The sequence below is a fragment of the Streptomyces sp. HUAS 31 genome (assembly GCF_028198125.1).
In the GTDB taxonomy this organism is placed as follows: Bacteria; Actinomycetota; Actinomycetes; order Streptomycetales; family Streptomycetaceae; genus Streptomyces; species Streptomyces chartreusis.
Genome location: NZ_CP116353.1, coordinates 8,514,416 through 8,535,400, shown reverse-complemented (window position 1 = coordinate 8,535,400; position 20,985 = coordinate 8,514,416). Strand labels below are relative to the sequence as shown.

General features: G+C 72.1%; 16 protein-coding genes. 5 read left to right on the top strand and 11 right to left on the bottom strand.

The features are described 5' to 3' along the window. Positions 1 to 41 precede the first annotated feature (41 nt). The 3 genes from PGH47_RS37785 (at position 42) to PGH47_RS37775 (ending at position 4,375) form a co-directional block, all read left to right on the top strand. The gene (locus PGH47_RS37785) at positions 42 to 1,715 is read left to right on the top strand and encodes a LuxR family transcriptional regulator (protein ID WP_271667178.1); all 1,674 of its coding nucleotides are present in this window, start codon (positions 42 to 44) and stop codon (positions 1,713 to 1,715) included. 218 nt (positions 1,716 to 1,933) lie between these two features. Further along, positions 1,934 to 3,319: an FAD-binding oxidoreductase gene (locus tag PGH47_RS37780; protein ID WP_271667177.1), complete on the top strand. Its 1,386-nt coding sequence runs from the start codon at positions 1,934 to 1,936 to the stop codon at positions 3,317 to 3,319. Positions 3,320 to 3,376: 57 nt separating this feature from the next. Next, positions 3,377 to 4,375: an LLM class flavin-dependent oxidoreductase gene (locus PGH47_RS37775; RefSeq protein WP_271667176.1), complete on the top strand. Its 999-nt coding sequence runs from the start codon at positions 3,377 to 3,379 to the stop codon at positions 4,373 to 4,375. A gap of 22 nt (positions 4,376 to 4,397) precedes the next feature. Here PGH47_RS37775 and PGH47_RS37770 read toward each other — a convergent pair whose 3' ends face one another. Further along, positions 4,398 to 5,705: a phytase gene (locus PGH47_RS37770; RefSeq protein ID WP_271667175.1), complete on the bottom strand. Its 1,308-nt coding sequence runs from the start codon at positions 5,703 to 5,705 to the stop codon at positions 4,398 to 4,400. Positions 5,706 to 5,874: 169 nt separating this feature from the next. Here PGH47_RS37770 and PGH47_RS37765 point away from each other — a divergent pair, with 169 nt between their 5' ends. Then, complete coding sequence (locus PGH47_RS37765; RefSeq protein WP_271667174.1) at positions 5,875 to 8,208, top strand: excinuclease ABC subunit UvrA; 2,334 nt, start codon at positions 5,875 to 5,877, stop codon at positions 8,206 to 8,208. Here PGH47_RS37765 and PGH47_RS37760 read toward each other — a convergent pair. From PGH47_RS37760 to PGH47_RS37740, 5 genes are all read right to left on the bottom strand, one after another. Next, positions 8,198 to 9,031 carry a lysophospholipid acyltransferase family protein gene (locus tag PGH47_RS37760; protein WP_271668246.1) on the bottom strand — a complete coding sequence of 278 codons (834 nt, stop codon included), beginning with the start codon at positions 9,029 to 9,031 and terminating at the stop codon, positions 8,198 to 8,200. The genes PGH47_RS37765 and PGH47_RS37760 overlap by 11 nt on opposite strands. Positions 9,032 to 9,189: 158 nt before the next feature. After that, complete coding sequence (locus PGH47_RS37755; RefSeq protein WP_125527745.1) at positions 9,190 to 9,960, bottom strand: GNAT family N-acetyltransferase; 771 nt, start codon at positions 9,958 to 9,960, stop codon at positions 9,190 to 9,192. A 394-nt stretch (positions 9,961 to 10,354) separates the two neighbouring features. Then, the gene (locus tag PGH47_RS37750; protein WP_269641562.1) at positions 10,355 to 11,101 is read right to left on the bottom strand and encodes a succinate dehydrogenase/fumarate reductase iron-sulfur subunit; all 747 of its coding nucleotides are present in this window, start codon (positions 11,099 to 11,101) and stop codon (positions 10,355 to 10,357) included. Then, entirely contained in the window at positions 11,098 to 13,047 is a 1,950-nt protein-coding gene (locus tag PGH47_RS37745; protein ID WP_271667173.1) for a fumarate reductase/succinate dehydrogenase flavoprotein subunit, read from the bottom strand. The genes PGH47_RS37750 and PGH47_RS37745 overlap by 4 nt, the downstream gene beginning before the upstream one ends. Before the next feature lies 1 nt (position 13,048). Next, positions 13,049 to 13,720 (bottom strand): succinate dehydrogenase, encoded by a 672-nt coding sequence (locus PGH47_RS37740; protein WP_271667172.1) that lies wholly within the window; start codon positions 13,718 to 13,720, stop codon positions 13,049 to 13,051. A 120-nt stretch (positions 13,721 to 13,840) separates the two neighbouring features. On the opposite strand from PGH47_RS37740, the gene PGH47_RS37735 reads away from it, so the two are divergent. Further along, on the top strand, positions 13,841 to 14,725 hold the full coding sequence (locus tag PGH47_RS37735) for a LysR family transcriptional regulator (RefSeq protein WP_107908505.1): 885 nt from the start codon (positions 13,841 to 13,843) through the stop codon (positions 14,723 to 14,725). Positions 14,726 to 14,728: 3 nt separating this feature from the next. Here the strand turns inward: PGH47_RS37735 and PGH47_RS37730 are convergent, their stop codons facing one another. The 5 genes from PGH47_RS37730 to PGH47_RS37710 form a co-directional block, all read right to left on the bottom strand. After that, the gene (locus PGH47_RS37730) at positions 14,729 to 15,619 is read right to left on the bottom strand and encodes an SDR family oxidoreductase (protein ID WP_271667171.1); all 891 of its coding nucleotides are present in this window, start codon (positions 15,617 to 15,619) and stop codon (positions 14,729 to 14,731) included. Positions 15,620 to 15,684: 65 nt separating this feature from the next. Next, on the bottom strand, positions 15,685 to 16,695 hold the full coding sequence (locus tag PGH47_RS37725) for an alcohol dehydrogenase catalytic domain-containing protein (protein WP_271667170.1): 1,011 nt from the start codon (positions 16,693 to 16,695) through the stop codon (positions 15,685 to 15,687). A gap of 131 nt (positions 16,696 to 16,826) precedes the next feature. After that, positions 16,827 to 17,729 carry a LysR family transcriptional regulator gene (locus tag PGH47_RS37720; RefSeq protein WP_271667169.1) on the bottom strand — a complete coding sequence of 301 codons (903 nt, stop codon included), beginning with the start codon at positions 17,727 to 17,729 and terminating at the stop codon, positions 16,827 to 16,829. 126 nt (positions 17,730 to 17,855) lie between these two features. Next, the gene (locus tag PGH47_RS37715) at positions 17,856 to 19,991 is read right to left on the bottom strand and encodes a putative bifunctional diguanylate cyclase/phosphodiesterase (protein WP_271667168.1); all 2,136 of its coding nucleotides are present in this window, start codon (positions 19,989 to 19,991) and stop codon (positions 17,856 to 17,858) included. Next, positions 19,988 to 20,800 (bottom strand): SAM-dependent methyltransferase, encoded by an 813-nt coding sequence (locus PGH47_RS37710; RefSeq protein WP_271667167.1) that lies wholly within the window; start codon positions 20,798 to 20,800, stop codon positions 19,988 to 19,990. Before PGH47_RS37710 ends, PGH47_RS37715 begins: the two co-directional genes overlap by 4 nt. Between the last annotated feature and the right edge of the window lie 185 nt (positions 20,801 to 20,985).

The following is a 20,985-nucleotide window of genomic DNA, read 5'->3' as shown; positions in this document are numbered from 1 at the left end:
GGGGCCGGTTCTGCTCTCCGAGCGCGAGGAGGGAGCCGCGGGTGACCGAACGGACGATCGACAGGGCGGCCGCGGACACCCTGCGGCAGGCCAGGGACGCCGTCGCGCGTGAGTCCTGGGCCGAGGCGTACCGGCTGCTGGACGGCCTGGACACCGCCCGTCTCACCGCCGACGACTGCGCCGCGTTCGCCGACGCCGCCTGGTGGACGAGCCGGATCGAGGAGTCGATCGTCCACCGCATGCGGGCCTACGCCGGTTATGTCGCGGCGGGTACGGCCCGGCGGGCCGGGCACATGGCCTGGCTCCTCTTCTACGAGCACCAGATGGCGGGGCGCGCCGCCCTGGCCGCCGGTTGGCTGCGCCGGGCGCGGCGGCAGCTGCACGGCCAGCCGGAATGTGTCGAGCAGTGCTATCTCGCCTGGGTCGACACGGAGGACGCGCAGCGGCGCGGCGCCTTCGACGAGGCGATGACGGCGGCCCGGCACATGGCCGCGGTCGCCCGGCGGGGCGGCAGCCCGGATCTGCTGGCCATGGGCGTGCAGGCGCAGTCGGGTGTGCTGGTGGCCCAGGGCCGCGTCGGCGAAGGGCTCGATCTGCTGGACGAGGCGATGTGCGCGGCCATGGCGGGCGAGCTCAGCTCCTTCTTCACCGGCTGGGTCTACTGCCTGGGCCTCCAGCAGTCCATGGCCTGCGTCGACCTGGAACGCGCCGCCGAGTGGACCGACGCGGCCATGCGGTGGTGCGCGGCGATGCCGGCCGAGAACAACTTCCGCGGACTGTGCCGGGTGCACCGCGTGCAGGTGCTGGAGCTGCGCGGCAACTGGTCCGAGGCGCTGGCCGAGGCCGAGCGGACCTGTGCGGAACTGCTGCCGTACGAGCGGCGGACGGCCGCCGAGGCGGTCTATCTGGTCGGCCAGATCCAGCGGCGGCGCGGTGAGCTCACGGCGGCCGAGGAGTCGTACGACCGGGCCCACGAACTCGGCCGGGACCCGCAGCCCGGACTCGCGCTGCTGCGGCTGGCCCAGGGGAAGGCCGACGCGTCGGCGGCGACCCTGCGGCTCGCGCTCGCCGACACGGCCGAGGCCGGCGGACTCGACCGGTGCTGTCTGCTCGCGGCCCAGGTCGAGGTCGGTCTCGCGCTGGGCCGCACGCCCGAGGCGCGCACCGCCGCCGAGCGGCTGCGGACCCTGGCCCGGGACTGGCAGCGCCGGTGCGGCTCGCAGGCGACCCCGCTGCACGCGAGCGCCGCGGCGGGCGCCGGGGCGGTGGCGTTCGCCGCCCGTGACCTCGACCGTGCGCTGCCACGGCTGCGCCGCGCGCTGGCCCTGTGGCTGGAGCTGCGGGTGCCGTACGAGGCGGCCCAGGTGCGGATGACCCTGGCCGCCGCCGACCGGGCCGCCGGGGACACCGAGGGGGCGCGGATGGAACTGCGGGCCGCTGAGCAGGAGTTCCGCCGGCTCGGTGCCGCACCGGACGCCCGCCGGGCCGCGGCCCTGCTCGCCGACGTACGCCGACGGCGGCCCGGCGGGCTCACCGAGCGGGAGATCCAGGTGCTGCGGCTGGTCGCGGCGGGCCGCACGAACCGGGCCGTCGCCGCTGAGCTGGTGATCAGCGAGCACACCGTGGCCCGGCATCTGAACAACATCTTCGCCAAGCTCGACGTGTCCTCGCGGGCCGCGGCGACGGCGTACGCCTTCCGGCACGGCCTCGCCTGAGCCCCTCCACCGGCCCGCCCGCGCCCGATAACCGTCCACCGGCCCGCCCGCGCCCGATGACCGTCCACCGGCACGGCCTCGCCCGACACCCGCCGATGGGCCGTTCTGCCCATATCGGTCCGCCGGCGATGGGCGATTCCGGCGATGAGGCCGGCGCCACCGCGGCGTAGACCGGAGGGGTACCCCTTCCCTACCAGGAGCGGAAAGCAGGTGGGGTCATGGCCACCTACACACCCACGCTCGACGAGCGGCTGCTGGACCGGCTGCGCGGAGCGGTGCGCGGGACCGTCGTGGAGCCAGGCGATCCGGTCTACGACGAGGCCCGCAAGGTCTACAACGCCATGCACGACAGGCGGCCGGCGATCATCGTGCGGGCCGTCGACACCGGCGATGTCATGGCCACCGTCGACTTCGCCCGCGAGCAGGGCGTGCCGCTCGCCGTGCGCGGCGGCAGCCACAGCGTGCCCGGCTACGGCACCTGCGACGGCGGCGTCGTACTCGATCTCGGCCTGATGCGCGGCATCCGCGTCGATCCCGACACCCGCACGGCGTGGGTGGAGGGCGGCTGCACCTGGGCGGACGTCAACCACGCCACCCACGCGTTCGGGCTGGCCACCACCGGCGGGATCGTCTCCACCACCGGCGTGGGCGGTCTGACGACCGGTGGCGGCCTCGGCCATCTGGCCCGGCGCTGCGGTCTGGCCTGCGACAACCTCGTCTCGGTCGACCTGGTGACGGCCGACGGATCATTCGTGACCTGCACGGACGAGCAGCACGACGACCTGATGTGGGCCGTGCGCGGGGGCGGCGGCAACTTCGGCGTCGTGACGTCCTTCGCCTACCGGCTGCACCCGATCGCCGACATCCTCGGCGGGCCGACCTTCTTCCCGCTCGACGCCGACGTGATCCGCGGGTACCGGGAGCTGGTCGCCGAGGCGGACGAACGGCTCGGGGCCGTCTTCGTCGTGGGCCTCGGACCGCCGGTGCCGTTCCTGCCGGAGCGCTGGCACGGGCGTCCGGTGTGCGGCATGGTCACCTGCTGGACCGGGTCGCGGGAGGAGGACGACCGTATCCGCGAGCGGGTCTCGGCGCTCGGACCGGTCCTGGGCCGGCACCTGGAACGCATGCCCTACCCCGTGATCAACACCCTCTTCGACGACCTTGTGCCGGCCGGGCTGTACCACTACTGGAAGGGCTCCTTCACCCAGAGCCTGCCCGACGGAGTCGTCGACACCCTGGTCGAGTACGGCGCGACCACCCCGTCCATCCAGAGCGTGACGGTGGTCTTCCCGATCGACGGCGCCTGCCACCGGGTCGGACCGGAGGAGACCGCCTTCTCCTACCGGGACGCCGACTACGCGATCGCGCTCAGCCCGACGCTCGCCACCCGCGAGGACTGCGAGGCCCAGAAGGACTGGGTGCGCGCCTACCACCGGGGGCTGGAACCGCACTCCCTGGAGGGCGGCTACGTGAACTTCATGGACGCCGACGACCAGGACCGCGTAAGGGCCAACTACCGCACGAACCACGACCGTCTGCGCGACCTCAAACGGCGTTACGACCCGGGCAACCTGTTCCGCCTGAACCACAACATCGCGCCCTGAGAACCACCGCGAACCACCGCCGAGGAATCCTGGAGCCTCCCGGGTGTTGAAGCCTGTATGAGCTCCGTGATCGCCGCGACCCGCTTCTCCGTCCTCGACCGCTCCCGCACCCGCGAGGGCCACACGAACGCGGAGGCGCTGCGCGACACCGTGAGCCTGGCGCGGGAGGTCGAGGCGCTCGGCTACCACCGGTTCTGGGTCTCGGAGCACCACGGCGTGCCCGGCGTCGCTGGTTCCGCGCCGACGGTGCTCGCCGCCGCCGTGGCCGGTGCGACGCACGCCATCCGGGTCGGCACCGGCGGGGTGATGCTGCCCAACCACCGACCGCTGATAGTGGCCGAGCAGTTCGGGGTGCTGGAGTCCCTCTTCCCCGGCCGCGTCGACATGGGCCTCGGGCGGTCCGTGGGCTTCACCGACGGCGTGCGCAAGGCGCTGGGCCGGGACAAGGGGGACGCCGAGGACTTCGCGGCGCAGATCCAGGAGCTGCTCGGCTGGTTCCGCGGCACCTCTCCGACGGGGGTGCACGCGCGGCCCGCCGAGGGGCTGACCGTGCCGCCGTTCGTGCTGGCCATGGGCGAGGGCGCGGACATCGCGGCCCGCGCGGGCCTGCCGATGGTGATCGGTGATCTGCGCAACCGGGAGAAGATGCGGCGCGGCATCGACCACTACCGCGACCACTTCCGGCCCTCCGCGTGGGCGGGCGAGCCGTACGTCGTGATCTCCGGCACGATCGCGGTGGCCGGCACGCCCGAGGAGGCCCGGCGGCTGCTCGTGCCGGAGGCCTGGTCGATGGCCCACTCGCGCACCCACGGCACCTTCCCGCCGCTGCCGCCCGCCGAGCGCGTCGAGGCGCTCACCATGACCGGCAAGGAGCGTGGCTTCTACGACGGCGGCCTCATCGGCCACATCGCCGGCACGGAGGAGCAGGTCGCGCACGAGCTGGAGACGGTGCTGAAGGAGACCGGGGCGCAGGAGGTGCTGGTCACGACGAGTACGTACGACCGTGCGGGGCTGCTGGACTCCTACCGGCGGCTCGCCCGGATCGCCGAGGGGTGAGGGCGGGCCGCCGGACGGTGCGTCAGTCCGTGTCGCGCGGGTCGAACGACTTGGTGTCGATCGTCAGCGGCTTCGGGAACGCGCCGGCCACCGAATCCCAGGGTGTGAACTTGAAGTCGGTGCCCTCCCGGTCGCCGTCCGCGGGCGTCGCCTCACCGTCGTGGGTGACCAGCAGGCCCTTGGGGAAGGACCGGCCCAGCGGGACGTTGACCACGGTCGCGCCGTCGGAGTGCTGCACGCCGTCGGTGGCGGCGCCGTCCGTGACGGCGAAGGAGCCGAGGTAGGCGTTACGGCCCTGGCGCTCGTACACGGCGAAGGTGTTGTCGCCCTGGCTGGAGGCGAGCAGATATCCCTTGCCGTCGGCGGCGTGGTAGATCGCGGCGCCCTCGGCGTCGGCACTGAGGTGGTCACCGCCGAAGCCGGGGTCGTGGGCGGTGTCGATGACGCACTCCTCCTCGGCGTCATAGGTCCACGGCGTGCCGTACTCCCGTACCCGGTCGATGAGCCGGGGCCGCTCGAACTCCTCGTCGTCGAGTTCGACGCGCCACAGCCCGACGTCCTCCTGGGCGGCGTACAGGACGTGCTTGTCCTGGTCGACGACCATGCCCTCGACCTGGGCGTGATCGCCGGGGTCGGCGCACGGCGTCCAGCTCCTGCCGTTCGGCAGGGTGAAGGAGCCGGGCAGGTCGAGGGTGTCCTCGGTGCGGTAGCCGACGCGCCCGCCGCGGTCCTCCAGGCGCAGCAGCCGTACGCGGGTCTCCGAGCGGCGCGACACGACGGCGTAGGCGTTGTCGTCGTCGCTGAAGGCGGCCAGGCCGTAGGCGGTGCGCTGGTCGTCCACCTCGGTCTCGCTCGCGGAGAAGACCGGCGCGGCGTTCGCCGCCGTGACGTCCCGCAGCGGGGGCCGGCCCGCGGCCACGGCCGCCGGGTCGATGGCGTAGGCCCGCACGCGGTCCCGGCCGCGGTCGCTGACCAGGGCCAAGTCGGTCTTCTTGCCGCCCAGTTCGAAGCCGTACACGACGTCGACGTTGTTGAAGCGGCCCGGCGCGGCGTCCTCGCCCGGCGCGGCCGGGGCGGCCATGTGCTGCAGGCGCCTGCCGGCCAGGTCGTAGACGTCGAGGCCGGCCTCCTTCAGGGTGCCGATCACAAGGCTGCGGCCCGGGTCGCGGGGGTCGACCCAGACGGCCGGGTCGTCGGCGTTGCCGCCCGCCTCGTCGTCGTACACGGCGGGGGTCTCCACGCGCGCGGAGACGGAGACCGGCTGCGGGGCGGAGGCGCCCGTGACCATCAGCAGCGCGGCGGTGAGAGTGCTCAGAGCGGAAGCGCTCACGATACTCCTCGGTAGGAAGAGAGACTGGCGAGACGCTAAGGGCGACCGGTGTGGGTGAGCCGACGTCGTCGTGAACAACAGGTGGCTCATGCCGGCTCCGCGTCTGGTTCGCATACAATCGCGGGGTTTGCCCGACCCCTGACGGCCCACCCTCCGGAGCGTCTGCCCCATGCATTCCCCGCACGACCCGAACGTCCGTGTCCGTGGCGCCCGCGAGCACAACCTCAAGGGCGTGGACGTCGACATTCCGCGGGATGTGCTGGCCGTGTTCACGGGGGTGTCCGGGTCGGGGAAGTCGTCGCTCGCCTTCGGCACGATCTACGCCGAGGCCCAGCGCCGCTACTTCGAGTCGGTCGCGCCGTACGCCCGCCGGCTGATCCACCAGGTCGGCGCGCCGAAGGTCGGCGAGATCACCGGCCTGCCGCCCGCGGTGTCCCTGCAGCAGCGCCGCTCCGCACCGATGTCGCGCTCCTCGGTCGGCACGGTCACCAACCTCTCCAACTCCCTGCGGATGCTGTACTCGCGGGCCGGCGACTATCCGCCGGGCGCCGAGCGGCTCGACTCGGACTCGTTCTCGCCGAACACTGCGGCCGGGGCGTGCCCGCAGTGCCACGGGCTCGGGCAGGTGCACCGTACGACCGAGGAGTTGCTGGTCCCCGATCCCGCGCTGTCGATCCGGGAGGGCGCGATCGCCGCCTGGCCGGGCGCCTGGCAGGGCAAGAACCTGCGCGACATCCTCGACGCGCTCGGCCACGACGTCGACCGGCCCTGGCGTGAGCTGCCCGCCGAGGCGCGGGAGTGGATCCTGTTCACCGATGAGCAGCCGGTCGTCACCGTGCACCCGGTGCGCGACGCGGACCGTATCCAACGGCCGTACCAGGGCACCTACATGAGTGCCCGGCGGTATGTGCTGAAGACGTTCTCGGACTCCAGGAGCACGACCCTGCGGGCGAAGGCGGAGCGGTTCCTGGCAGCCGCGCCCTGTCCGGCGTGCGGCGGCAGCAGGCTGCGGCCCGAGGCGCTGGCGGTGACCTTCGCGGGCCGCACGATCGCCGAGCTGGCGGCGCTGCCGCTGACCGAGCTGGCGGGTTCGCTGGAGGGCGGTGCCTCGGAGACGGCGCGTGTCCTCACGGAGGACCTCAAGTCCCGTATCGGGCCGGTCGTCGAGCTCGGCCTCGGCTACCTCAGCCTGGACCGGGCCACGCCCACCCTGTCGGCGGGCGAGCTCCAGCGCCTGCGGCTCGCGACCCAGCTCAGGTCCGGGCTCTTCGGTGTGGTGTACGTCCTCGACGAGCCGTCCGCGGGACTGCACCCGGCGGACACGGAGGCCCTGCTGCGGGTGCTGGCGCGGCTCAAGGCGGCCGGGAACACGGTGTTCGTGGTCGAGCACCACCTCGACGTCATGCGGGGCGCCGACTGGCTGGTCGACGTGGGTCCGCGGGCCGGTGAGAACGGCGGACGGGTGCTGCACAGCGGTCCGGTGGCGGAGCTGGAGGGGGTGGCGGAGTCGGCGACGGCGCGTTTCCTGTTCGACGACTCCCCCGCCGCACCACGCCAAGTACGCGCCCCGCACGGCCAGTTGAAGGTGGGGCCGGCGACCCGGCACAACCTGCGCGGGGTGACCGCCGAGTTCCCGCTCGGCGTGTTCACCGCCGTCACAGGGGTCTCGGGCTCGGGAAAGTCGACGCTCGTCGGCGAGATCACCGAGGACCTGGTCGGCGTCGGGCGCCTGGTGTCGGTCGACCAGAAGCCGATCGGCCGGACCCCGCGCTCCAATCTCGCCACCTACACCGGCCTCTTCGACGTGGTGCGCAAGGTGTTCGCGGCCACCGACGAGGCGCGGGCCCGCGGTTACGGCGTCGGGCGCTTCTCGTTCAATGTCGCGGGAGGGCGCTGCGAGACGTGTCAGGGCGAGGGGTTCGTCAGCGTCGAGCTGCTGTTCCTGCCGAGCACGTACGCGCCGTGCCCGGACTGCGACGGGGCCCGCTACAACCCGGAGACGCTGCAAGTGGCGTACCGGGGACGGAACATCGCGCAGGTGCTGGATCTGACGGTGGAGAGCGCGGCGGAGTTCTTCGCGGACACCGCGACGGTGGCCCGCAGTCTGGCCACCCTCCTCGACGTCGGCCTCGGCTACCTCCGGCTGGGGCAGCCCGCCACCGAGCTGTCGGGCGGCGAGGCCCAGCGGATCAAGCTGGCCAGCGAGTTGCAGCGCGGCCGGCGCGGCCACACGCTGTACCTCCTCGACGAGCCGACGACCGGGCTGCATCCGGCCGACGTCGAGGTGCTGATGCGCCAGCTGCACGGGTTGGTCGACGCCGGGCACACGGTCGTGGTGGTCGAGCACGACATGTCCGTGGTCGCGGGCGCGGACTGGGTGATCGACCTGGGGCCGGGCGGCGGTGACGCGGGCGGACGCATCGTGGCGGCGGGTCCGCCCGCTCGGGTGGCACAGGAGACGGGGAGCGCGACGGCCTCCTATCTCGCCCGGGTCATGCCGTGAGGGGCTCGCGCGACGGGGCCGGCGACACCGGCTGATCGGTCCCCGTGACGGGCACGGCGCGCTGCTGCCGGGGAACCCGGACCAGGCTCTCCCGCGGCAGCGCGGACGCCTCTGCCGCCTCGGCCAGGGAGCGACGGTCGAATCGGCCGCCCGGCACGATCGGCTCCATCACCTCCGCCTCCGCGACCAGTTCGCGTGCCCTGACCACGCGCCACACCGACGCCAGCAGCGAGTCGTCGCCGACGAAGGCGGCGGCCGTGCCGGACGCGCCGTCCGCGAGGCCGTAGTGCAGGCGCACCGGCTGCACCGGGACGCCCGCGTCGAGGGCGGCCTGGAAGGCGGCGCGGCGGAAGCGGCCCTGCGCCCGGCCGCACCAGGTGCTGCCCTCGGGGAAGACGGTCACCGCCTGGCCGGCCCGCAGCCCATCCGCGATCCGGGCCACCGTCTCCGGCAGGGCACGAATCCGGTCCCGGTCGATGAACAGGGCGCCGCTGCGTGCGGTCAGCCAACCCGCGACGGGCCAGCCACGGATCTCCGACTTGGCGAGCATCCGGGCCGGGCGCACGGCGGCGAGCAGCGGGATGTCCAGCCAGGAGACGTGGTTGGCGACCAGCAGCAGCCCGCCCTCGGGTGCCGCGGGACCGGCGATCCGTACCCGGACCCCCGCGGCCCGTACCACCCACCGGCACCATCGGCGGACCTGTCCGGCAGGGATCCTTCCGCCGAGCGGCATCGCCGCGCAGCCGACGATCAGCAGGAGCAGGACCGCCACGATCCGCAGGGCGGCCAGAGGTACGGCCCTGGCCGGCCCTGTCGCGTCCATGCAGATCCGCGGGGTGCAGGGAGCACTGGGCCGCCACAGGGTTCCCGCGTCGGCCGCGTGCCTCGTGCTGCCCGCGACCGGGGTGCCGGCCGCGGGGGCGATCGCCGCGGGGAGACCCACGGCACCGAGGGAGGTGGTGCTCATGGCCGCCACGTCCGTCACGCCGGCACGAGGGAGAGGAAGTGCCGCAGATAGCGCGAGTTGACCCGGCGCATCGACAGCAGCACGTACAGGTCGGCGACCCCGAACTCCGGGTCGTGCGCGGGCTCGCCGCAGACCCAGGCGCCGAGGCGGACGTAGCCGCGCAGCAGGGCGGGCAGTTCGATCCGGGTGGCGGGGACCGGGGCGGTCGGCTCCCAGGGCCGCAGCGGCCGTACCCGGTACTCCTCCGGGGCCAGGTGCTTGGCCTGCACACGGTCCCAGGTCGCGGCGGCGAGGGTGCCACCGTCCGCGAGCGGGATCGAGCAGCAGCCGGCGAGCCACTCGTGGCCGCGGTCGACCATGTAGCGGGCGATGCCGGCCCAGATGAGGCTGATCACGGCTCCGTCGCGGTGGTCGGGGTGGACGCAGGAGCGGCCGACCTCGACCAGATTCGGGCGGAGGGAGTCGATCCGGGTGAGGTCGAACTCGCCCTCGGAGTAAAGTCGGCCCGCGACCGCGGCCCGCTCCGGCGGGAGCAGCCGGTAGGTGCCGACGACCTGTCCGGACACCTCCTCACGGACGAGCAGGTGGTCGCAGTACGCGTCGAAGGCATCGATGTCGTGGCCCGGCTGCGGGGTGGTCAGCAGGGCTCCCATCTCGCCGGCGAAGACGTCGTGCCGCAGCCGCTGGGCGGCGCGCACGTCATCCTCGTTGCGGGCGAGTCCCACGGTGTAGCGGGTGGGTGCCGTGGGCTGCGGGGGACGGTCGACGGTCAGTACGCCGGTCATGGCTTACTCCTGGTCACGGGCCGGGGACGGCGAGCGGCGGGCAGATGCGAGCGATGCTGTGTGCCGCCCCTGTTCTTCCTATGCCGGTTGGCGTACGCGTGACCTGTGCCAGGAGCGCGGATGTGCGGATGTTGAACGGCGTGGACCGGTACCGGTCGTCCACATTCCGGTGCCCGTCCGGTCAGCCGGAGGGTCCGGCGCCGTTCACCTGACGGGTGCGGGAAAGGCGAGACGGGGCCGGGGAGCACCTCCCGACCCCGCCCGTCCGCACCTTCCGGCGAACGTCTCTTTTCCTGACAGCCGACCCCGGCGGCAACACCCCAAGGGGCGCGGGGAACTGCGCGATCGGCCACGACGCACCCGCAGCCGCCCGCGAACCGTCGGCCCTAGGGCGCTACCGCTTCACCTTCCGCGTAGCCCGCAGCCACTCCTTGTTCATGCTGGTGATGGACATGAGCGGGATGCCCTTGGGGCAGGCGGTGGCGCACTCGCCGGTGAGCGTGCATCCCCCGAATCCCTCGTCGTCCATCTGCGCGACCATGTCCAGCACCCGCGTCTCCCGCTCGGGCGCGCCCTGCGGCAGCACGTTCAGGTGGTTGATCTTGGCGGAGGTGAACAGCATCGCCGCCCCGTTGGGGCAGGCCGCCACGCACGCCCCGCACCCGATGCACTCGGCGTGCTCGAACGCGAGGTCGGCGTCCGGCTTCGGCACCGGCGTGGCGTGTGCCTCGGGAGCCGCGCCGGTCGGCGCCGTGATGTATCCGCCGGCCTGGATGATCCGGTCGAACGCGGACCGGTCCACGACCAGGTCCTTGATCACCGGGAATGCCGACGCCCGCCACGGCTCGATGTCGATCGTGTCGCCGTCCTCGAAGGACCGCATGTGCAGCTGGCAGGTGGTAGTCCGCTCGGGCCCGTGCGCGTCGCCGTTGATGACGAGCGAGCAGGCGCCGCAGATGCCCTCGCGGCAGTCGTGGTCGAAGGCGACCGGGTCCTCGCCCTTGAGGATGAGCTCCTCGTTGAGGGTGTCGAGCATCTCCAGGAAGGACATGTCGGTGGAGATGCCGTCCACCTCGTAGGTGGACATGGCGCCGTCGGCGTCGGCGTTCTTCTGCCGCCAGACGCGCAGGGTGAGCTTCATGCGTAGCTCCGCTGGGTGGGGTGGACGTACTCGAAGACCAGGTCTTCCTTGTGCAGCACGGGAGCGGCGCCCGTGTCGGTGAACTCCCAGGCCGCCGCGTAGGCGAACTCGTCGTCCTTGCGGGCCGCCTCGCCGTCCGGCGTCTGCGACTCCTCGCGGAAGTGGCCGCCGCAGGACTCGTCGCGGTGCAGCGCGTCGAGGCACATCAGCTCGGCGAGCTCCAGGTAGTCGACGACGCGGTTGGCCTTCTCCAGCGACTGGTTGAACTCCTCGCCGGTGCCGGGGACCTTGATCCGGCGCCAGAACTCCTCGCGGATCTGCGGGATGCGCTCCAGGGCCTTGCGCAGTCCGGTCTCCGTGCGGGCCATGCCGCAGAACTCCCACATCAGTTCGCCGACCTCGCGGTGGAAGGAGTCCGGGGTGCGGTCCCCGTCGACGGCGAGCAGGAGGTTGAGCCGGTCCTGGGTGTCGGCCAGCACCTCCTGGACGACCGGGTGTTCGTCGGTGACCTGCTCGTGGTGCGGGTTGCGGGCGAGGTAGTCGTTGATGGTGGCCGGCAGCACGAAGTAGCCGTCGGCCAGGCCCTGCATCAGGGCGGAGGCGCCGAGCCGGTTCGCGCCGTGGTCGGAGAAGTTGGCCTCCCCGATCGCGAACAGGCCGGGGACGGTGGTCTGGAGGTCGTAGTCCACCCAGAGGCCGCCCATCGTGTAGTGCACGGCCGGGTAGATGCGCATCGGCACCTCGTACGGATCCTCGTCGGTGATCCGCTGGTACATGTCGAAGAGGTTGCCGTACTTCGCCTCGACGGCCCCCCGGCCCATGCGCTTGATGGCATCCGCGAAGTCGAGGTAGACGCCCTGTCCTCCGGGGCCCACTCCCCTGCCCTCGTCGCAGACGTTCTTCGCCGCGCGGGAGGCGATGTCGCGGGGCACCAGGTTGCCGAAGGACGGGTAGATGCGCTCCAGGTAGTAGTCGCGCTCGTCCTCGGGGATCCGGTTCGCGGGCCGGTCGTCGCCCTTCGCCTTCGGCACCCAGATCCGGCCGTCGTTGCGCAGCGACTCGCTCATCAGCGTCAGCTTGGACTGGTGGTCGCCGGTGCGCGGAATGCAGGTCGGGTGGATCTGCGTGAAGCAGGGGTTGGCGAAGTACGCGCCGCGCCGGTGCGCCCGCCAGACGGCGGTGGCGTTGGAGTTCATGGCGTTCGTCGACAGGTAGAAGACGTTGCCGTAGCCGCCGCTGGCGAGGACGACGGCGTCCGCGAAGTACGTGTCGATACGGCCCGTGATCAGGTCGCGCGCCACGATCCCGCGCGCCTTCCCGTCGATGACGATCAGGTCGAGCATCTCGGTACGGGGATGCATCTCGATGTTGCCCGCCGCGATCTGCCGGCTCAGGGCCTGGTAGGCGCCCAGGAGGAGCTGCTGGCCCGTCTGGCCGCGGGCGTAGAACGTGCGGGAGACCTGCACGCCGCCGAAGGAACGGGTGTCGAGCAGACCGCCGTACTCGCGGGCGAACGGCACGCCCTGCGCCACGCACTGATCGATGATCTCCACCGAGATCTGCGCGAGCCGGTGGACGTTGGACTCACGGGCCCGGAAGTCGCCGCCCTTGACCGTGTCGTAGAAGAGGCGGTGGATCGAGTCGCCGTCGTTGCGGTAGTTCTTCGCCGCGTTGATACCGCCCTGGGCGGCGATGGAGTGGGCGCGGCGCGGGGAGTCCTGGTAGCAGAACTGGACGACGTGGTAGCCCTGTTCGGCGAGGGTGGCCCCGGCGGAACCGCCGGCCAGGCCCGTGCCGACCACGATCACCGTGTGCTTGCGCCGGTTGGCGGGGTTGACCAGCTTGGCCTCGAAGCGGCGGGTGTCCCAGCGCTCGTTGACGGGACCGGCGGGGGCCTTGGCGTCGAGGACCGGTTCGCCGGTCGTGTAGTCGGCGTAGGTAGACATGTCAGCTCACCAATCCGGTCATGACGCCCACGGGTACGGCGATGAAACCGACCGTGAGCAGCAGCGCGAGGATGTTGGCCGTGGCCTTCAGGGCGCGGTCGCGGGTGCGGCTGCCGGCGCCGAGGGTCTGGGCGGCGCTCCAGAAGCCGTGCCGGATGTGCAGGCCGAGCGCGAGCATCGCGACGATGTAGATGACGTTGCCGTACCAGGTGGAGAAGGTGTCCACGACGTTCTGGTACGGGTGGCCCTCCTGGAAGCCGCCGGAGTGCACGGTGCCGGTCGTCAGGTCCAGGATGTGCCAGACGATGAACAGGCCGAGGATGATGCCGCCCCAGCGCATGGTGCGCGTGGCGTAGCTCGCCCGCGGCTTCCTGTGCACGTACTTGCTGGGGCGGGCCCTGATGTCTCGGCGGCTGAGCTGGTACGCCGAGGTGGCGTGCGCGACGACTGCGACGACCAGCACGATCCGGACGAGCCAGAGCGTCCACTCGTAGTGCATGAACGGCTCGCCGACCGTGCGCAGCCAGTGCGCGTAGTGGTTGAACTCGCCCGCCCCGAAGAAGATCTTCAGGTTTCCGATCATGTGGACGACCAGGTACAGCAGCATGATCAGCCCGCTGACCGCCATCACGGTCTTCTTGCCGACGGTGGAGTCCCACACCGTGCGTGCCATGGACGGCCGTCGATCCGTCCGCGTTGCCAGAGCCATGGGACACGACGCTAGGGCCGAACGGCCCCATCGGTCCAAGACATGGTCCGGCTCGTTTCAATAGCCGACGCCTATGATGGGTGGATGCAGTTCCAGCAGCTCCAGTACTTCGTGGCGGTCGCCGAGACCCGGCACTTCACCCGGGCCGCCGACCTGGTGCATGTCGCGCAGCCCTCGTTGTCGCAGCAGATCAAGGCGCTGGAGCGGGAGTTGGGCGCGGATCTGTTCCTGCGGGCGCGCGGCAACATCTCCCTCACGGACGCCGGGGAGGCGCTGCTGCCGCTGGCCCGGCGCATCCTGGCCGACGCGGACACCGCCCGGCACGAGGTGCAGGAGCTGGTGCAGCTGCGCCGCGGCCGGGTCCGCCTCGGTGCGACGCCGAGCCTGTGCACGGGCCTGCTCCCGGACGTGCTGCGCGCCTTCCACGACCGCTATCCGGGCATCCAGCTGCTGATCGAGGAGGGCGGCTCGCACGATCTCGTACGGCAGCTCGCCCGCGGTGCCCTCGACCTGGCCCTGGTCGTGCTGCCCCTGCCGACCCCGTCCCCGGCGTTGACCACGGTGGAGCTGCTGCGCGAGGACCTCGTTGTCGTCTCCTCCCCCGAGGCACCGCGGCCCGGCGGCAGCCGGCGTACCGTGCGGATCGCCGATCTGGAGGGCGAGCGTCTTGTGATGTTCCGGCACGGCTACGACCTGCGGGAACTGACGGTCGCCGCATGCCGTGCCGAGGGCTTCGAGCCGGACTTCGCGGTCGAGGGCGGGGAGATGGACGCGGTGCTGGGGTTCGTGCGGGCGGGCCTCGGCCTCGCCGTCGTTCCGCGCATGGTGGCGGCGCGGTCGGGCCGGGGACTGCGGGTCACCCCGCTGGCCCGGCCCGGTCTGAACCGGACGATCGCGCTGGCCCACCGCAGCGATGTGGCGCCGCCGCGGGCCGCGCGGGAGTTGCAGCGGATGCTGCTGGAGCGGTGAGCGTCAGGAGCGCGGGGCCAGGAGGTCCGGCATGCCGATGCGCTCGTAGAAGTCGGCGCGGACGGTGTCGGCGACGTCGCTGACCCGCTCCGAGCCGTCGTCGGCCGGGTCGATGGTGGTGCGGAAGGGCCGCTCGCCCTTCGGGGTGTCGACGATGCGGACGATGGCGCGGGCGACCTCACGGACGTCGGCGTCCGCCGGCGACAGGGCGGCCAGCGCCTTGCCGACGTCGTCCATCAGACCGGCGTAGAAGGCGTCGTACGCCTCTGCCGTGGCCGTGTCGGCAGGGTGCATCGCGTGGGCGAAGTGATTGGTGCCCGAGGTGAAGGAGCCGGGGACCACGATGGCCGTGTCGATGCCGAAGCGGCTCAGCTCGACCGCGTAGCTCTTGGCCAGGTGGTCCATCGCGGCCTTGGCGCCGAAGTACGGGCCGAGGTAGGGCGGGGTGCCGCCGTAGGTGCTGGAGGAGCCGACCCACAGCAGCAGGCCGTCACGCCGCTCGCGCATCCCGGGCAGGACCGCGCGGTTGACACGCTGCGTGGACAGCACGTTGGTGTCGTAGATCTCGGCGATCTGCTCGGGCGTGAAGGACTCGGTCGGGCCGAGCACCATGTGCCCGGCGTTGTGCACGACGACGTCGACGCGGCCCGCCTCGGCCACGACCCGCGCGACCCCGGCGTCCACGGATTCCTGGCTGGAGACGTCGAGTTCGACGGTGCGCAGCGCGACACCGTGTTCGTCGGCGTAGGACCGGGCGTCGGCGACCGCCGGGGCGTTGCGGCCGGTGGTCTGCCGTATGCCGCCGTAGACGGTGTGTCCGGCGTCGGCGAGGGCTCGGGCGGTCAGGGCGCCGAAGCCGCTGGAGGCACCCGTGACGAGGACGACGGAGGGCATGGCGTTACTCCTTGCTGGGCGGGTGTGCGGGCCTGCGAGCAGGTGCGGGAGGGTGATCCGGCGGGTCAGCCGAAGGTGATCACGCTGCGGCCGCGGGCGGTTCCGTCGGCCATGGCGTCGAGCGCGGCCGGGGCCTGCTCCAGGGTGATCGGCGTGACCTCGGGCAGGATGCCGTGGGCCGCCGAGAAGGCGAGGGTGTCGCGCAGGTCGTGCGGGGAACCGGACGGGGAGGCCGCCACGTGCAGCCGGTTGAGGATCATGGGCGGGGTGGGCAGGGTGAGCGGCTCGTTGCCGTAGCCGAGGAGCAGCAGGGTGCCGTCGGGGGCGAGGCCGCCCAGGGTGGCGGCGGCCGCCGTGGTGGACGGGGCGGCGTTCAGGACCACGTCCGCACCGCCGTCCCAGCCCTTGAGGGCGTCGGCCGGGTCGGACTCGTCGGTGGCGACGAACAGCTCCGCGCCCAGGGCCTTGGCCTGGTCCTCGCCGCGCCTGGAGCGGCCCACCACGGCCAGGCGGGCGCCCATGGCGACGGCGTAGCGCGCGGCCAGGGCACCGACGCCGCCGAGGCCGACGACGGCGATCCGGGAACCGGCCGTCGCGCCGGCCTGCCGCAGACCGTTGAAGGCGGTGAGGCCGGCGCACATCAGCGGGGCCGCGGCCACCGGGTCGAGTCCGTCCGGCAGCGGGGTGACGAAGCCGGCCTTGAACAGGGCGTACTCGGCGTAGCCGCCGTCGGCGACGATGCCGGTGATCCGCTTGCGGGGGCACAGGATCTGGTCACCGCGCACGCAGTAGTCGCAGTGCCCGCAGGAGTCGTACAGGAACTGGGCGCCCACCGCGGTGCCGACCTCCGGGAAGGTCACGCCCTCGCCGACGGCGGTCACCACGCCGGTGATCTCATGGCCGGGGACGACGGGGTACCGGGCGAAGGGGTAGTGGCCACGCAGCAGGTTCAGGTCGGAGAAGCAGACTCCGCAGGCGGTGACCTTGACGAGGACCTCTCCGGCGGCGGGCTGGGGAATGTCGAGGTTGTCGAGGGCCAGCGGGAGGTTCGGGCCGGTGGCGACAGCAGCACGCATCGCGGGCTCCAAAGGGGGATCGGGGGAGGTACTCCGGTGAGTTCCTGGTACTTCCGAGTCTGTGAGCCCTCTTCGGCCGCGTCCAATGCCGGTTGCGGCCCGATTGATGCCCGGGCGGCATCGGCGCAGGTCTACGCGGTGCCACGCACCCGGGCGGCGGCGTGCACGGTCTCGACGAAGCTGGTGACGAGGTGCGAGGGCCGCGCGGGGTTCCAGGCCAGCGACACCTGCCCCGGCGCCGCGTCGGCGACCGGGACGTAGGCGATGTCGGACCGGGGGAACGCGGCCGCGACGGAACTCGGCACGAAGGCCATGCCGCGTCCGCCGCGGACGTAGCCCAGCAGTTCCTCCATGTCGTGGAAGGCGGGGCCGTGGCCGGGCCGGGTGCCGTCGGGCCGCGGATCGGCGTTCCAGACCGCCGACCAGGCCTCGGTGGCCTCGGCGTACTCCAGGACGGGTTCGTCGGTGAGGGCGGCCAGCGCGACCTTCGCGTCCTGCGCCCGGGGATGGTCGACGGGCAGGACGGCGGCGATGTGCTCGAGGTACAGCGGCAGGAGGTCGATGCCCTCGGTCTCCAGGGGCGGCCGTACGAACCCGACGTCGACGCTGCCGTCCAGCAGGGCCCGTGCCTGGCTCCACCAGCGCAGCCGGACCAGCTCGATCGACACGCGGGGGAAGCGCGCCGAGAACGCGTTCAGGGCCGGGCCGACGTCCGTGCCCAGCATGAACCCGACGATCAGGGCGTTGTCGCCGGCGCCGATGCGCCGGGCCCGCTCCTGGGCGGCCTCCGAGGCGGCGAGCAGTGCCTTGGCGTCGCGCAGGAACTGTTCACCTGCCGGGGTGAGCGCGACGTCGCGGGTGCTGCGGGTGAACAGCTCCACCCGCAGCTCGTGCTCAAGCTGCCGCACCTGCCGGGACAGCGCGGGCTGGGTGACGTGCAGGGCGACCGCCGCCTGGCCGAAGTGCCGGCGCTCGGCCACGGCGACGAAGTAGCGCAGCTTGCGCAGATCCAGATCGACCGGCCTTTCGGCCATGGCGGGCCCTGCCTTTCCGCTCACCGAACGGGCGTGCCGAACCGCCGTCGATGCTTCTCACGCTATCCGACCGGCGGAAAGCCGCACGGGACGGGAAACCGCTCGCCCCGTACGGCTGCCGGTGTCTCAGCCGGTCGCGTCCACCAGCGCCAGCTCGTGCAGGCGCTCCGGCGGGCCGGGACGGGCGTAGTACCAGCCCTGGGCCGTGTCGCAGCCCAGTATCCGCAGCTGCTCGGCCTGGGCGCCGGTCTCCACGCCCTCCACCGTCACCGCGAGGTTCAGGCTGTGCGCCAGGGAGACGATGCCCTCGACGATCTTGAGGTCGACGGGGTCGGCCGGGAAGCGCTGCATGCTCTGGGTGAAGGAGCGGTCCAGCTTGAGGATGCTGACCGGCAGCCGGCGCAGGTTGGCGAGGTTGGAGTAGCCGGTGCCGAAGTCGTCCAGGGCGATGTCGACGCCCATGTCGGCCAGCCGCCGCAGGGGCTTGAGCAGGGCGTCGTCGGCGCCGATGAGGGCCGACTCGGTGACCTCCAGGCAGAGCGCGTCGGGTGCCATGCCCGCGCGCTCCAGGATGTCGACGGTGTCCTGGACGAGCCCGGGGTGGGTGAGCTGGCACGGCGAGAGGTTGACGTTGATGCGGAACGGCCCGGCGTCGTCGTGGCGTTCCCGCCACGCGCGGGCCTGGCGCACCGACTGCTCCAGAACCCAGCGGCCGAGCGGCACGATGAGCCCGGTGTGCTCGGCGAGCGGGATGAACCGGTCAGGGCCGAGGACGCCGTGCTGCGGATGGAGCCAGCGCACCAGGGCCTCGGCGCCGCGCACGCTGCTGTCGCCGAGGTGGACCAGCGGCTGGTACTCGATGAAGAACTCGCCCCGGTCCAGGGCCGTCGGCAGCGCCGTGGTCAGCCCGTGCCGGGTGATGGCGCGGGCGTCGGCCTCCTCGTCGGCCAGCTCGAAGCGGTTGCCGCCCGCCGACTTGGCCCGGTACATCGTGATGTCGGCGCTGCGCAGCACCTCGGCCGGGCTGCGTTCGCCCGCCGGGCCCTCGACGATGCCGATGCTGCCGCGCACGGTCAGCTCGCGGCCGTCGACGCTGATCGGGGCGACCAGGACGTTCATGATCCGGGCGGCGAGCTCGTCGACCTCGCGCTCGGTGTCGGGGCCGGTGGTCAGCGCCACGAACTCGTCGCCGCCGAGCCGCGCGACCATCTCGCCGGGCGCGGTGGCGCAGGACTGGAGGCGGTCGGCGACCTCGACGAGCAGCCGGTCGCCGGCCGCGTGGCCGAGGCTGTCGTTGACGGTCTTGAAGCCGTCCAGGTCGAGATAGCAGAGCCCGAACCGCTGGCCTGCCCCGGCGCCGAGTGCCTTCTCCAGGCGCTCGAAGAAGAAGGTGCGGTTGGGCAGTCCGGTGAGCGCGTCGTGGGTGGCCTCGTAGCGCAGCCGCAGATTGAGCAGCCGCCGCTCTGTGGTGTCCTCCATCAGGGCCAGCTGGTACTGGGGTTCACCGTCGGCGTCGCGCAGCAGGGAGACCGTGAGGTTGGTCCACAGGACCGTTCCGTCGGGCCGGTAGAAGGCCTTTTCGACGTGGTAGTGCTCGCGCTCGCCGCGCACGAGTTCGTCGTAGAGCTTCCAGGTCTGCGGCGCGTCCTCGGGGTGGGTCCACTCCTTGACGTTGCGGCTGCGGATGGCCTGCTCGGAGACGCCGAACATGCGCAGCAGGGCGCCGTTGACCTGCAGTATGTTGCCCGTCAGGTCGGCGATGCCGATTCCTATGGCCGCGCCCTCGAAGACCGCGCGGAAGCGGGCCTCGGTGTCGTGAAGTGCCTGGGCGACGACGCCCTGCGCCTTGAGCGCGGCCGCGGAGATCGCCTCCTGCTCGGCGAGGGTCCGCTCGCGCAGCGCCTGGGCGAACCCGGCGGCCATGGCGTGCTGGAGCCGTCCGGAGCGGGCCCGCAGGTCCTCCTGGTCACCGCCGTCGCCGCAGTACAGCACGAGGTAGGCGTCGACGCAGTCCAGCGAGCGGCTGAGCGCCTCGGGGTCGGTGCAGTGCGAGGCGATCAACGCGGCGCCGACGGCCCTGCCCTCGTCCGCGTCGAACGCCCTGGCTCTGAGTGCCTCGCTCAACCGCCGGGCGAGCGGCAGCAGTTGTTCCTCGAACTCCGGCCGGGTCGACGACGTCGAGGTCACCGGGAAGACCGCCCGGCTCCAGATCGTCGCGAACCGGCGCAGTCTGTCCTCCGGCCCGTCCGGCCCCGCGCTCACGCGGTACGCCCTACGCCGGCGAACCCGGAGAAGGCCCACGGATCCTCGTCATCCGGTGTGGTGTCGGACCGCCAGCTCGGCATCGGCACCAATCCGGGTTCCACCATGTCGTACCCCTCGAAGAACCGCGCGATCTGCTCGCGCGAACGCATGATCAGCGGGTTGCGAATGTCCTTGTACACGTCGACCGTGCCCTTGGCCCGCTCCTCGGGCAGCGGAATCCCCTCGTAGGAGGCATGCGTGAGCACCAGCATGCTGCCGGGCGCGAGCGCGTCGCGCAGCTGGGCCACCGCCTCGTACGGTTCGTCCTCGTCCTCCACGAAGTGCAGTATGGCAACGAGCAGCAGCGCCACTGGCCGGTTCAGGTCGATCAGCCGCTCCACCTCGGAACTGGACAGGATCTCCTGGGGCTTGCGCAGATCCGCGGCAACGATGTCCGCGTCGTCGTTGCCCGCGAGAACCGCCTGGCTGTGCGCGACGGCGACCGGGTCGTGGTCGACGTACACCACGCGTGCGCCGGGACGTTCCGCCTGGGCCACCTCGTGGACATTGCCGAACGTCGGGATTCCGGAGCCGATGTCCAGGAACTGGGTGATGCCCTCGTCGAGGGCGAAGCGCACCGCGCGGCGCATGAACGCCCGGTTGGCCTGCATGATCTTGGGGAGGCCCGGCATGAAGTCCATGGCCCTGCGGGCCGCTTCCCGGTCGACCTCGAAGTTGTGCGAACCGCCCAGATAGTAGTCGTAGATCCGCGAGACGCTGGGCACCGAGATGTCGATGCTCCGGGGAGCCCAGGCGGGACGCTCCATCTATCTCTCCAAGGCGTAGGCGATCCAGTGTTCGAGCTGAGGCTACTGATCGCCCGCCAAAGGAGCGAGCGGAAACGGAAATTGACCATCCGTTCCCGGTCACTGCCAGCGGCACGTGCCGAATTGACGTCCCTCGCACCCTCTACGAAAAGTATCCGAAGCATTCCACAGAGTTCCGAACCATG